Raw genomic sequence first — 12,152 nt, forward strand, 5'->3', positions numbered from 1 at the left:
TTGAAGAGGCCTTCTTTAGTTGGAGACAGCTGTTGAACTGAGTTCCGGGCCAGTAGCTCACACTGGCGATCAAGGCATTTTCAGTCCCGGGGCTTGCGCAATCTCAAGCTTTGGTCAGCGCGCTATCCATGCGCGGTGCAGGCCGTTACCGCGTCAACCTTGCGGGGTGAGGGCGGGTGCCCATGTTTTAATTGAATAAATTTTTACAGGCAGCTATAAAACTCCCCATGGCAGAAGTTACCGTCGTTTTTGCCGATCTAACGGGAAGTACAGGTGTTTTTGAGTCCCTCGGCAATGCCAAGGCGACTCAGGCCATCACCCGTCTAACGCAATGGATAGGCCGCGTCTGCGAAGCCCATTGCGGGCAGGTCATTAAATACCTCGGTGATGGGGTGCTCATCATCTTTCCCCATAACCCCGATGCGGTTGAAGCCGCGACGGAGTTGCAGCGCGTTCACCAGGAGCGCATCCGCAACTGGCCCGAAGCGCTGAAAATGCGGCTGCAGGTGGGCATGGCGCGCGGCGAAATCGTCGAACACGACGGCGATTGCTATGGCGATGCAGTCAATGTGGCCTCGCGCCTCAGCGATCTCTCCGGCCCGGAACAGATTTTGGCGACGGACCTGGTCATCCAGCAACTGCCAGGGGACAGCCTGGTGCGTTTTCGTTGCCTGGGTGCCATTGAGCTACGCGGTCGCAGTGAGTCGTGTGTGGTGCACCGAATCGAATGGCAGTCCGAAGTGATGTCGGAGCTGTTCACGCTGCCGGCAACTCTGACGCAATCTCCTTTTGCTAAGACAGCGGCCCGGCCGTCGTCTATCGAGTTGAGCTCTCTGGATGTCAGCGCCGCCTTCACCACCATGGAGCTGCCCGTGTTTTTGGGGCGCGACCCAGCTGCACAATTTGTGTTGCAGGATCCTCGGGTTTCGCGCAATCACGCCAGAATCGAGTGGCGCGCCGGCAAGTTTTATCTTGAGGACGTCAGTAGCTACGGCACCTGGGTTCGGTTTTCCGACAGCTCGGCCATCATTGCGCTGCGCCGGCAGGAATGCGTACTGCTGCAGGAAGGTGAAATTGCTTTGGGCGCACCCTTCGAGGACTTCACCGTTCCTACCGTCAGTTTCAAGTTTCATACCGTGCCTCTTGCCTGGTCGAACTCGTAACTACGCAAGCTTCTTTGCCTCACGGTCTATTACGACTGTTGCAGCGTGCTCTTTCCCAGCGCCGGGCGCTGAGCTTGGCTGTCGAGCGAAGTCGCTGGTAACGCCTCTGTGACGTGCATTCAATGCATTTGGATTGAGCGCCTTTAAGCCGGGTCTTGATCGAACAGTCGGGCAATCTGACTAGACATGGATGCGCCTGCACGGCTGTAACCCAGCACGGTAGCCACGCTCTGGTGGCCCGTCATGGCCATGGTTTCCGTCAAAGACATGTTTTGTCGTCCCGCTTCAGTGACAAAACCAGAACGAAGCGAATGCGCTGAGAAATCACCCGTGACCCCAGCCAGTGCGCAGCGCTTCTTCACGATATCGCGCACCGACGCCGGAGCCAGCGCCCCACCCAGTTGCCCGCCCTTGCGCACTTGCCTGAAAATCCGTCCCTCACTAATGCCCGAGGCCTCCAGCCAACGGCTTAAAGCCTCGGCCGCAGCGCCTAGCAGTGGCTTGTCATTTTCCGGGCGTTGCATGCCTGTCTGATTGGTCTTGGAGTAGGCGAGGGTGTAGCTAAACCCCTCGGGAACGCGCTTCAAAAACTTCATGTCCGCCCCCGTGACTTCTGATCGCCGCCGCCCGCCGCTGGCCCAGGCAAAGAGCAGCAGGGCGCGGTCGCGTTTCCCGCGCAGCGTGTCATCGCAGCTGGCCAACAAGGCTTGCAGGGGGTCTCTTGTCAGGGCGTCCTTTTTTTGCGGCAAGACGCCGCGCCTGGCGTAAGCCTTACGGGTGCGCGACAGCAGCTCCCGTACCTTGGGATCATGGCAGGGGTTCTTGAGCTCGCGGAGTTGATGTGCTTTGGACAGTACCGCGACCCGATGCACCAGCGTGTTGTGTGCCAAGGCGCCGAGCTTTCCTTTGTAGCCGGCCTGAACCAGCGCCTGGTCAATTTCGCTGGGTAACTCCCACACCAGACCGAGCTCGCTACTGCGTTCGGCATGGTCCACGATGAACTGCAGCACGCAGGGCGTAGGCAGCGGTAGCTGAATCTGGCGACCATAACGAATCCCATACCAAGCTGCCCAATACCGCAGAGCGCTGCGGTAACTGAGCATGGTGTTGGGGGACTCGCCTTCGCGCAGCAACTCATCGACCGCCTGTTGAGTGACGTCGCTGAGCGTTGCCGCTTGCAAAGCAGGTGTTTTTTGTATGGCTGGCAGGTACGTATGTGGTTCGAAAATCATATTTTTGTTAAAATAAATACATGTTATGTATGATTAATTACAAATATTTTTTATTAATCACGATAACAATCTCTTATCGTGGCTAATGTAGTTGTTGGAGAATCGTAATGCAAATAAAAAGTCCCAGAGGCGTTCAGCAAGTAGATGTATGGAGCGCGGCTGATGCCTTGGTCGCCGAAGGGCTGCGCCCCACCATTGAGCGGGTGCGTCAGAAAATGGGAAGGGGTTCACCCAATACCGTTAGCCCATTGCTGGAGGCCTGGTTTGGCACCCTGGCCGGGCGGTTGGGCGTGGGAGGCAGCAGCAAAGACGAAGCCGGGAATTGCTTGCCGGAACCGGTACAGCGGGCTGCGCTCATGCTGTGGGAGGCGGCCAGGCTATCTGCACGCGAGGAGGCTGCGCAGGAGTTTTCACAGGCAAGGCAGGCGCTGGCGGGTGATAGAGCCGAGCTGGAGCAACGGGCGGTCGATTTACAGAAACAGCAGCAGGCCCTGAGGATGCGTCAGTTGGCGGTTGACGAGGCCTTGCAGGTGGCACGCACTCAAATTAGCGATATGACTATCCGCCTGGAGCAGGCGGGTGCTCTTCAAAATCGGCGCGATCGAGAAATTGATGAACTTCGCGTCAGCCTGACGGCCCGTGAAAAAGAGCGTGATGCAGATAGGCTCCGAAATGAGGAGGAGGGCAAACGGCACTCCGAAGAGCGTGCCCGACTGGAGGCTCGCGCGACAGCCAATGAGCGGCGACTGCTCGAAGAACTGGATCGCGAAAGGCAGGAATCTAAGCAGGCAAAAGCCGCCTTGCTCGAGGCCGGAGCCCGTGCCCAAGCACTGCAAACCAAGCAGGAGGCGGCTAATACCGCCATCACCGCCAGCATGCAGACCGTCACGCTTGACCTGGCAGCCGAGCGACAAGCGCTGGCATTGGCTCAACAGCACATTGTGGAGTTGGGCATTTCGCTGGACCATCAAAAAATGGCACATGCCGTGAGCCTGAGGCAACTCAATTTGCTGCTTGCCAACTCGACTCGAAAACCACTTGTGCGACCGCCCATACTGCGGCGCCGTATCTAATCGCTCAATTGAGTACGGTGGCGTCTCGTTCTTGGGAAAAATCCAGAGATGCCACGCCAGCGGCATTTTTCTTTAAATGACCAAACACCTTAACTTACTTCTGGACAGGCTGGCCCAATAAAAAAGTCCGACAAAGCAGACTTTTAAGGTTGACACGCAAGCCCTTAGATTCAGTCAATGTGCAATAACTTCCTACTCGTCAGGATTTGCGCGAGCGTACGCTGACGCCCAAGCCGGCCAGAGCGATCGCGAACAGAGCCAACCCTCCGGGTTCCGGAACTGTGGTGGTACCGCGGAAGTTTGCGGTCCCCTGGTAGCACCAGGCGCCTACTGCTGCGGTGCCAGTTTTGCACCCATTGGCAAGGCCGCTGGTTACGTCAAACGGATTGAGTACAGCATTGTTGAACGAAGACGTGACCACCATGTCGGCTAGTCCGCCGATTGCATCCAAAATGCCATTCGAGTTGAGGAAGGCAATGGCTGCCAAATCACCGGCGCCAGCTGCGTTGACGTCAAGCAATCCAAACCCATCGCCGCTCAGGCTCGCTCCAGTCAGAGTACCGCCGCCGGTCAACACTGCGGTCGGATCCGCTGGTGGCGATATCCCGCCCAGGTTGTTATGGCCGGTGAGGGTCAGCCAGGGTGTAAGTCCGCTAATCAAAGCGAGATTGGCGGCCGAATTTTGATCAAACAAGTTAAGCGCCGACGCGACCGCTGCGTAGTAAACCGTAAACGTCGCGGAGGTAAATTCAACGTAAGAGCCGTCAGGGGCAAAGTTCTGGGAGCCAGAATAGTTCGCAACATAGAAGAGGCCGCATGTACCGTTACCGGCACAATAGGTGGTGTCGGCGTTGACGCTCGTGATAACACCATACGACGTTGCACTCTGGTCATTGCCGTTGACGAAAGTTTGTGCCAATGTGGACGTGTCTAGGTGAATATTGGTCGGAGAGCCACCGGCAGCGCCGAAATCAATCCCGCCAACGACCACTGCCGATGCCGGTGCCGCAAGGGCGAGGCCGGAAGCGGCGACTAAAGCAGCCAGAATTTTCTTCATGATCAACCTCCAGATGGATTGTTACGAGGGATTTATTTCCCACGCTTGTGTTCAAAGCAAGGTACGTGCCATGACTTTCTAGATCATTTAAGCCATTGAAAAGAAAAGAGAAAATTAATCAGCAGCGACTTTGAAGCGTTTTTGCGTCGTGCAATGTCAAAAATATCGACAGTTGCAATATCCAGGCGGAGCGCTACTTCGACCCATCGGTGGCTCACTACAGAAGGATCGGGCTGATGAACTGGACAGAATGAGATTCCGAAACGCTGGACTTCGGCGATGCCCGCCTGAATCGCCTGGACGAGCGACTGAGGCAAAAGCCTGAAGCGAGGTCTTGCGTTGTAACTTGTATGCAAGGAGATGAACTTAGCAATACCTGCCCGGCGACATCAGGTCGTGCGGATCCAGGTCTTTGCGCAGGCGTGCCTGGAATATCAGTGAGTCAGTTTGTAGATCGACCAATTTCTGCATACTGTTGATTCCCAGCCGATAGGGAAACCATCCCTGGATGCGCCCGGTCTCAAACAGGTGTTGATAGCAGGCGGCGGCGGCAGCCACAGCTTCTGGGTTCTCACGGTCAAATAGCAGAGGAACGGTACTGTCGAATAAGCGGTCGTTCAGGGATGTGAACGTTATTAATGGCTCAATGCCATGCCCGGGTGTGATTTGTTTCACCATGTTGACATAGGCCCGAACGCCGGACGGCCGCATGGGCACCAAGGGGGCGTACCAGGTCAGGCCGCAGCCATCACGTGCCGGATTCTTAAACGCCCCCTGCTGCGAGTTCGGATTACGCCAATAGGCCAGCGGCAATGCGGTCTCGTTGGGCCTTCCGGCTACCAGCCCCAGTGATTGGGCCAATGTGCCTGCCACGCTCGTCAGCCGTTGGCCGATGGCGCCAGGGATCCACTTGGACAGACCTGCCAGCGTGCGGGCGCGGTCCGGGGTCAAAAACAGGGTCCGGCTGGCCACTCCAGACAGCGCCTTTTGCATTTCTTTTTGTGCTGCGGCGACAACCCGGTGAGTCCCATAAAGGGTGGCAAAGCCGGTCCACGGCATGATCTGATATTGACGCCCCATCGCATCGATGACCGCTTGTGGAATCATGTTATCGGACCCGAGCTTGTCGATCGGGTAGGGTGCAGACATGCTCAGTACGCGATGCTGGTTCATCAGGTTGATGGCGCCCAGGGTGCCAGGCAGCTTGATGAGCAGGGAGCGGATGCGCTCCACAGCGGGTTCCAACAAGGCATCATCTTTCAGGCTAAACAAACAGACTTTGATGCACTCGGGCCGACGTGCCAGGATGATGGACATGCGGGTGACCACACCAAACCCGCCTTGTGTGAAAAGCCCGGTGGTGTACGGCCCAATCCCCCATTTGAACAAGCGTGCCAATTCTTCACCACCGGCTTCCCGCAGGGCAGAGCGGTACAAACTGCCGTCTGGCAGAACTGCCTCCAGGTCAGTCACCGCGCCAAAGTGGTCCACATGGGGCGTTACGCCATAACCGCGCTCCAATGCATTGCCAAGAAGGCTGCAGGTCGGGCCCGCGCCGGTGACCGGCACCAGGTAGGGATGCTGGCCAGCCTCCAAAAAATCGGCCAGCATGCCTTGCGTCACACCGGGCTCCAGCGTGACTACACCCAACTCTGCATCGAAATCAATGATTTTCTTAAGGGGTGACAAATCAAGGACGACGCAGCCGTCACGCGCGGGCAGGGCAGTGCCATAGCCCCAGTTCTGCCCGGTGCTGATGGGGTAAACGGGTACTTGATGCCTGCTGGCGATGCGCATGACGTCCTGCAAGCAAGCGCTGTCTTCTATTCGCAAGGCGGCCGGAATGCGTCTGTACGCGCCACTCGTATCGCTGCCATAAGCCGCCGTCGCGGCCTCACCGAGTAACACACTTGGTTCACCAATAAGGGCTTGCCACTGTTTGACCGCCAGCGATAGGTCCATAACGAACTCCTTGAGTTGCTTCAAGCTTATGCTTGCTGGCAGCTAAGAATTTTATTCTTGAATGAGCGCTTGATGGCAGATAGCGCCTCTCGACATATCTTGTTGGATTGCCTTACATCTTGAATGTCCTGATTCACGGCGGCGCGGCACCTGTCCAAGACAGTCAATATGAAGATGGCCCGCTACAAGGCATACGCTCAAGGGCGCAATCATTTTCGTGGACTGGTCGTATTGGTCACACTAGTTCAATTGGCAGCTGACACGTTCGACACCCCGGTCGGGTGACTCGTCGAAATCGGGCTCCAGTCCGTGTTTGCGCATGAAGGCCAGCATACGCAGATTAACGTCGAGCACATCGCCGTAGATGTGGCGCAAGCCCGCATCGCGTGCGGCTGTCATGAGGGTGACCATCAGCCGGCTCGCCACCCCGGAACCCTGCCATCCATCCAACACGCTCAGGGCCAACTCGGCGCTGCCGCGTTCAGGGTCGACGATGAACCAGCCCGCCTCGCCGATGATCTCCTCACCGTCGGAGCCCCAGATGCAGGCCACCCAGGCCGCATGCCGAATTCCATCGGCATTGACCAGATAGGCAATCAACTTCGGCGAGGCGCCGTTCACGCCCCCATGGAAACGATTTCGTCGCGACGATACGCTTAGCCCCAACAGAAAGCCTTGCATGGTTTGTGCATCCTCCATGCGCACTCGGCGGACGAACACGGCGGGTCTAGCTGGCTGCTGCATGGTTAAGCACCCCGGTTAAGTTCAAAACGCAGGCGCTGTTCAGCGCCGCCCTTCAGCCCGCGGGAAGAACCTAACGGGACGGTGTGTCCGTGGAGCGCGCGGAATGCGGAGCATTTCGACAACTCCCTCATCAGGACGTCCGGGCTCATGGACAATCCCAGGCTCATAAGGGGGCGAGCCGGCAATGATGGCGTCTTATTCATGACCCGGCGGATTCACGCATCAGACCGAGCAAGGTCACATCATCATGCGGCTCAAACGCGCCCACATGAGCCGTCAGCTGCGTGCGCACGCCGTCGACCATCTCCTGCGCCGAGCCGACATGACGGACAAACGCGTGCCCAAGTACCTCTTCGCCAAAAGGCCCAGACACGCCCAGTGCCTCGGTAGCCCCATCGGTGTATAGGAGCAGCCTGGAGCCTGGCAGCATGGTCAAGGTCTGCACGGAACAGCGCTTTCCGGGCAGCAGTCCCACCGCTTGCCCCGTGATGTCGAGCCGCACCGTATCACCGCCCTCTGCATGCTGGAAAAACGGCGCTTCATGGCCGGCATTGAGGTAGTACATGCGCCCGCTGTCCGGCTCCAGAAGCGCGAAGAACAAGGTGGCGAACATGTTCTCTCTTCCGTGCACGGTGGCGATGTAGTCATTGGCGAAAGCCACGCTGCGCATGAGTGTCGTGGGGGGCGGCTCTTCGAGCGTCGCCTGGCAGGCCATCGCGCGCAGCAGCGTGCGAAACAACGCCATGTAGAGCGCCGCACCCACGCCCTTGTCGCACACGTCTGCGATCACGAAGGCGAGCAAGCCTCCAGGTAACGAATAGGCATCGTAGAAGTCGCCACCGACTTGTCGGGCAGGCGTACAGCTGGCGCCCAGCGACCATCCCGCCGGGCTCGGCAGTTCCGTGGGCAAAAAGCCTTGCTGGATCCGCTGGCCAATCTGCAACTCGCGGGAAAGCGCTTGCAGCAAGTGGCTTTTGTGGTCCTGCAGGCGCTTCTTCGCCAGCGAAGATTCGATGCGCGCCTGCAGCACCACGGGATTGAAGGGTTTGGGCAGGTAGTCGTCGGCCCCCAGCTCAAGGCAACGCACCACGCTTTCGGTCTCGTCGATGGCCGAGACCATCACCACCGGCAGCTGCGCCGACAGGGGATCGGCCCGGATCCGCCTTAGGGTTTCGTAGCCGTCCATCTCTGGCATGGTGATGTCCAGCAGCACCAGATCCCAGTCCTGCTGCTGCAGCTTGTCGAGTGCATCGCGTCCGTTGACGGCGATGCCGGCCTCATGGCCCAGGCGTTGGATGCGGCGCGCCAGAAGGTCGCGATTGAGCTCGAGGTCGTCGACCACCAGGATGCGCATCGGGCGTTCCAACGACTCCGTCGGCGTCGGCTTGGACATCGCCTGGGCTCGCATGGTGTCGATCGCGCCCTCAGGCGGTGACGGATTCAAGGCGTTCGCGGTCTGCATCGAGCAAGGCGTGAAGATAGGGCAGTTGCTGCAAGGCGGCCTGCTCGCCCTCTTCGATGATGTAGGGCACCTTGTCGGTATCGAACAGCCGCACGCGTTGCTTGAACTGCGGCAGGATCAGAATCATCTCGGAGTGGTGCACCGCGCTCTGAAAGGCCAGGCGCGACTTTTGCAGATTGTTCGCAAGGATCGCGCTGAGCTGGGCCGCAAAGCGCCCCGCACTGCGGATGTTGTCCTGGTACGGACTCTCGAAGCCCACCGCGACGATCACGCGGCTACCGTTCTTCATCGCGACGCTGATCGGCAGCGGGTCGGCCATATAGCCATCGACCAGGAGCCGGCCTTCCCGCTTCACGGGCGCAAACGCCAGGGGCAGCGAAACGCTGGCGCGAATCGCATCGACGAGGTCGCCGCGGGTAATGTCGACCAGTTCGCCATTCATGAAATCGGTGGCCGTGATGTGCAGCGGAATCGGCGTGTCCTCGATGCGCTGTTGCCCGAAAACCTCGCGAAAGGCCGAGAGCATGGGGCCATCGTCACGCAAGCCGAAACTGTCTGGCTGAAAACCGAAGAGCTTGGGAGCCAGCAGGCGCAAAAAACCCATGTTGTTGCGCTTGGAGGTCATCTTGCGGGTCCAGGTCCGCACAGTGATATCCGTCATCCTGGCGGCGTCGAAGCCCAGGGCAACCCCGGCTGCGAACAAGGCGCCGCCGCTGCAGCCGACCACGCGATCTATGCCTATGCCCGCGTCGCTGAGCGCCTTGACCACGCCGATGGCGGCAGCGCACTTCACGCTGCCCGATCCGATCACCAGCGTGACCGTAGGACCCCGAACCGGTTCGCGCTTCATGCGGCCTCCGTGAAGCTCTCGACCGCGTGGTGCACGTCGGGGAAGATGCGCAGAATGCTGCTAAAGCCGGCAATATCGAGCACCCGCATGACCTGAGGCTGCACCGCAGCCATCCGCAGATCACCACCGGCGACGCGGCAACCCTTGACGGTGCCTAGCAGGGACCTAAGGCCGGCGCTACTCGTGTAGTTCACCAGCGAGAAATCGGCAACCAGGCGTACGTTTCCCTGGGAAATCGACTCCGCAAAGCGTTGGGTTAATTCGTCGGCGTTGAGGCTGTCCACGCTGCCGGTGATGGCCAGGACGGAAATTGTTTCGTGTTGTGTGATGGCGATCTGCATGAGCTTTCTCCAGAGTTCAGTGAGAGGAGGGCGGCACCGGCATCAGGTGCTTTTCGATGGTGAAGACGTTGCCGCGGACTGGGTGGCGCTGATAGTGCTGGCGGTCGGACAGTCGCCGGATCAGGTGCACGCCCAAACCGCCCAGCGCGCGTGCCTCGACCGGGCAGGAGGCATCCACCGGCGCGACCGCCAGCGGGTCGAAAGGCTGGCCCTGGTCTTCCAGCGTCACCACGATGCGGCGCGGACCGCCGTGATGCGCGATCTGAACCGCCAGCGTCAGCGGGCCGCTCTGGCCTGCGGGATAGGCGTAGTGCATGACATTCACGCAGGCCTCCTCGACGATGATCTGAAGGTCGTAGCATGTCGGCTCGTCGATCTGCTCGCGATGACACAGGGCAGCAACCACGGCCAGCAGCGCCGGCAGGTTGGCGAGCTCGGCGCCACACGCAAGACTATCGCTCGCGCCAGTGGGCAAGGTGCGGCAGCCTGTCATTTCCCGTGCTCCAACGGTGTGCCCGATGGCGGTGATTCGGCCACATTTTCTGGTGGCGTCTGGGGCCCTTGCGATGGAACCGGCTGGGGCAGCCAGACGGTGAAGCATGAGCCCGCGCCGGGTGTGCTGCTCACTTCAATGTCTCCCCCCATCAGGCGGCACAGGCGGCGGCTGATCGCCAAGCCCAGGCCGCTGCCGCCGAAGGCGCGCGTGGTTCCCTCGTCGGCCTGCAGAAATGGCTGAAACAGCTTGCCGATCTCCTCGGGGCTCAGACCAATGCCGGTGTCTTCGACATCGAACTGGACTTCCCGCACGCCGGGCTGGCGCTCACGCATGGAAGCGCGCAGCTGTACATCCCCGTTGGCTGTGAACTTGGCTGCGTTGGACAGCAGCGCGATCAGCACTTGCCGCAAGCGCAGCGCATCCACATGGATCAGCACGAGGCCCGGTTGCACGTCGACTTGCAAACGGTTTGCGTTGGCGATCAGCATCGGCTGCACGGCGGCCTCGACGGACGACAGCAGGCCGCGCAGGTCACAGTCCTCGAGGTTGAGTTGGACTTTGTTGGCATCCAGCCGGGTCAGGTCCAGCACGGCGTTGATCATGGCTAGCAAATCTTTCGCCGCATATTTGATGCGGCCAAGGTCGGCGCGGGCCGCGGGGGAGGTGCTGTCAGCCAGTTCTTCTTCGAGCAACTCGGCGTAGCCGATCACGGCATTGAGCGGTGTTCGCAGCTCATGGCTCATGTTCGCCAGAAAAGCGCTCTTGGCCTTGTTGGCCAGCACCGCCTCCTGCCGCGCTTGTTCGAGGTGCAAGGCCTGGGCTTCGATCTCGCGATTGCGCTCTTGCAATGCCGCGCGTGTCCTGGCGGTGCGCAGCGATTCGGCGTAAATCGCATGGCCGAACAACGACAAATAGAGCGCTGCTGCCACAGCCGACAAGGCAATGGTCAGCAAGGAGGTGTCTGGGCGGAACTCGAAACCAGTTGCGGCGGCGCCGGTGATGATTCCGAGCGCCAGTGCAACCAGTCCTCGTACGGCGTGGCGTCCTCCACCCGAACCGAGGTTTGATGCGTGCATGGCCCCTCCCAGGGCGACGATGATCCAGGGGTTCAGGCCCGAGAGTCCGCCGTAGACCCCGATCAGGAAAGAGTCGACCAGCAAGGCGCGCATCTCGCTGCGCTTGCCATCAATGGCGCGACAACTCAGCCAGTAGGCGAGATGCGGCCACGTCAGCATGACCAGCCCCGCCCACAACAGCGCTGTCGGCGGCTGCGTGGTGAAGACTGAGCCGAGCAACAGGCCGGCCGCCAAATGGGCACCGATGCGCACCGGGTAGTTCACGCGCACCCCGCCATACAGCCGCCGTGGCGCGGCCGACACGTCCGTCGCCGCCGGCAAGCCAGGCAGCGCCGTCATAGCAGCGCCTCGATCTTCGCCAGCAATCGTTCGAGTTCGATCGGCTTGGTGTCGAAATCGTCACAACCGGCGTCCAGCGCGCGCTGGCGGTCCCCCTCCATGGCGTGGGCGGTAAGCGCGATCACCGGGATTTCGCGCATATCGGGGTCGGCCTTCAGGCGACGCGTGGCCTCCCAGCCGTCCATCACCGGCAGGCTCATGTCCATCAGGATCAGCGCCGGCCGGGAGTTCGCCGCCATGCGCAAGGCCGTCGCGCCGTCGAAGGCCATCACCACCTCGTAACCGCGCCGCAGCAACCGCCGCGACAGCATGTCCCGATTGAGTTCGTTGTCTTCGACCAACAGAATCTTGGGCATG

At 59.9% G+C, this 12,152-nt stretch carries 13 protein-coding genes; 2 read left to right on the top strand and 11 right to left on the bottom strand.

Features of this window, described 5'->3' with window-relative positions; translation table 11 throughout:
- The first annotated feature begins 227 nt into the window (after positions 1–227).
- Positions 228–1,163 (top strand): FHA domain-containing protein, encoded by a 936-nt coding sequence (locus tag BM160_RS12145; RefSeq protein ID WP_092005536.1) that lies wholly within the window; start codon positions 228–230, stop codon positions 1,161–1,163.
- A gap of 143 nt (positions 1,164–1,306) precedes the next feature.
- Here BM160_RS12145 and BM160_RS12150 read toward each other — a convergent pair whose 3' ends face one another.
- Positions 1,307–2,395 (bottom strand): tyrosine-type recombinase/integrase, encoded by a 1,089-nt coding sequence (locus BM160_RS12150; RefSeq protein WP_092005539.1) that lies wholly within the window; start codon positions 2,393–2,395, stop codon positions 1,307–1,309.
- Between the two features lie 107 nt (positions 2,396–2,502).
- On the opposite strand from BM160_RS12150, the gene BM160_RS12155 reads away from it, so the two are divergent.
- On the top strand, positions 2,503–3,468 hold the full coding sequence (locus tag BM160_RS12155) for a DNA-binding protein (protein WP_092005542.1): 966 nt from the start codon (positions 2,503–2,505) through the stop codon (positions 3,466–3,468).
- 199 nt (positions 3,469–3,667) lie between these two features.
- On the opposite strand, the gene BM160_RS12160 is transcribed toward BM160_RS12155, so the two are convergent.
- The 10 genes from BM160_RS12160 to BM160_RS12200 all read right to left on the bottom strand — a co-directional run bounded on the left by BM160_RS12160 (position 3,668) and on the right by BM160_RS12200 (position 12,151).
- A complete protein-coding gene (locus BM160_RS12160) occupies positions 3,668–4,525 on the bottom strand; it encodes a PEP-CTERM sorting domain-containing protein (protein WP_092005545.1) in 858 nt (285 codons plus the stop codon).
- An 83-nt stretch (positions 4,526–4,608) separates the two neighbouring features.
- Entirely contained in the window at positions 4,609–4,881 is a 273-nt protein-coding gene (locus BM160_RS22240) for a hypothetical protein (RefSeq protein ID WP_143093242.1), read from the bottom strand.
- Between the two features lie 10 nt (positions 4,882–4,891).
- Positions 4,892–6,511 carry an FAD-binding oxidoreductase gene (locus BM160_RS12165; RefSeq protein WP_255368850.1) on the bottom strand — a complete coding sequence of 540 codons (1,620 nt, stop codon included), beginning with the start codon at positions 6,509–6,511 and terminating at the stop codon, positions 4,892–4,894.
- A 216-nt stretch (positions 6,512–6,727) separates the two neighbouring features.
- The gene (locus BM160_RS12170; protein WP_177218998.1) at positions 6,728–7,168 is read right to left on the bottom strand and encodes a GNAT family N-acetyltransferase; all 441 of its coding nucleotides are present in this window, start codon (positions 7,166–7,168) and stop codon (positions 6,728–6,730) included.
- A 262-nt stretch (positions 7,169–7,430) separates the two neighbouring features.
- Positions 7,431–8,693 carry a PP2C family protein-serine/threonine phosphatase gene (locus BM160_RS12175; RefSeq protein WP_092005554.1) on the bottom strand — a complete coding sequence of 421 codons (1,263 nt, stop codon included), beginning with the start codon at positions 8,691–8,693 and terminating at the stop codon, positions 7,431–7,433.
- A complete protein-coding gene (locus BM160_RS12180; protein ID WP_092005557.1) occupies positions 8,656–9,543 on the bottom strand; it encodes a patatin-like phospholipase family protein in 888 nt (295 codons plus the stop codon). Before BM160_RS12180 ends, BM160_RS12175 begins: the two co-directional genes overlap by 38 nt.
- The gene (locus BM160_RS12185) at positions 9,540–9,884 is read right to left on the bottom strand and encodes an STAS domain-containing protein (protein WP_092005559.1); all 345 of its coding nucleotides are present in this window, start codon (positions 9,882–9,884) and stop codon (positions 9,540–9,542) included. The genes BM160_RS12180 and BM160_RS12185 overlap by 4 nt, the downstream gene beginning before the upstream one ends.
- 16 nt (positions 9,885–9,900) lie before the next feature.
- The gene (locus BM160_RS12190) at positions 9,901–10,377 is read right to left on the bottom strand and encodes an ATP-binding protein (RefSeq protein ID WP_177218999.1); all 477 of its coding nucleotides are present in this window, start codon (positions 10,375–10,377) and stop codon (positions 9,901–9,903) included.
- Positions 10,374–11,795, bottom strand: a complete 1,422-nt coding sequence (locus tag BM160_RS12195) for an ATP-binding protein (RefSeq protein WP_092005565.1) — start codon at positions 11,793–11,795, stop codon at positions 10,374–10,376. Before BM160_RS12195 ends, BM160_RS12190 begins: the two co-directional genes overlap by 4 nt.
- Positions 11,792–12,151 carry a response regulator gene (locus BM160_RS12200; protein WP_092005568.1) on the bottom strand — a complete coding sequence of 120 codons (360 nt, stop codon included), beginning with the start codon at positions 12,149–12,151 and terminating at the stop codon, positions 11,792–11,794. The genes BM160_RS12195 and BM160_RS12200 overlap by 4 nt, the downstream gene beginning before the upstream one ends.
- Position 12,152 lies beyond the last annotated feature (1 nt).

The organism is Polaromonas sp. OV174, from assembly GCF_900112285.1.
Taxonomy (GTDB): domain Bacteria; phylum Pseudomonadota; class Gammaproteobacteria; order Burkholderiales; family Burkholderiaceae_C; genus Polaromonas.

Bases quoted from the DNA above. Each gene is read 5' to 3' on its own strand.
- BM160_RS12145 (WP_092005536.1), top strand. From the start codon at position 228: ATGGCAGAAGTTACCGTCGTTTTTGCCGATCTAACGGGAAGTACAGGT.
- BM160_RS12190 (WP_177218999.1), bottom strand. From the start codon at position 10,377: ATGACAGGCTGCCGCACCTTGCCCACTGGCGCGAGCGATAGTCTTGCG.
- BM160_RS12160 (WP_092005545.1), bottom strand. From the start codon at position 4,525: ATGAAGAAAATTCTGGCTGCTTTAGTCGCCGCTTCCGGCCTCGCCCTT.
- BM160_RS12200 (WP_092005568.1), bottom strand. From the start codon at position 12,151: ATGCCCAAGATTCTGTTGGTCGAAGACAACGAACTCAATCGGGACATG.
- BM160_RS12180 (WP_092005557.1), bottom strand. From the start codon at position 9,543: ATGAAGCGCGAACCGGTTCGGGGTCCTACGGTCACGCTGGTGATCGGA.
- BM160_RS12170 (WP_177218998.1), bottom strand. From the start codon at position 7,168: ATGCAAGGCTTTCTGTTGGGGCTAAGCGTATCGTCGCGACGAAATCGT.
- BM160_RS12150 (WP_092005539.1), bottom strand. From the start codon at position 2,395: ATGATTTTCGAACCACATACGTACCTGCCAGCCATACAAAAAACACCT.
- BM160_RS12195 (WP_092005565.1), bottom strand. From the start codon at position 11,795: ATGACGGCGCTGCCTGGCTTGCCGGCGGCGACGGACGTGTCGGCCGCG.
- BM160_RS12185 (WP_092005559.1), bottom strand. From the start codon at position 9,884: ATGCAGATCGCCATCACACAACACGAAACAATTTCCGTCCTGGCCATC.
- BM160_RS12175 (WP_092005554.1), bottom strand. From the start codon at position 8,693: ATGCAGACCGCGAACGCCTTGAATCCGTCACCGCCTGAGGGCGCGATC.
- BM160_RS12155 (WP_092005542.1), top strand. From the start codon at position 2,503: ATGCAAATAAAAAGTCCCAGAGGCGTTCAGCAAGTAGATGTATGGAGC.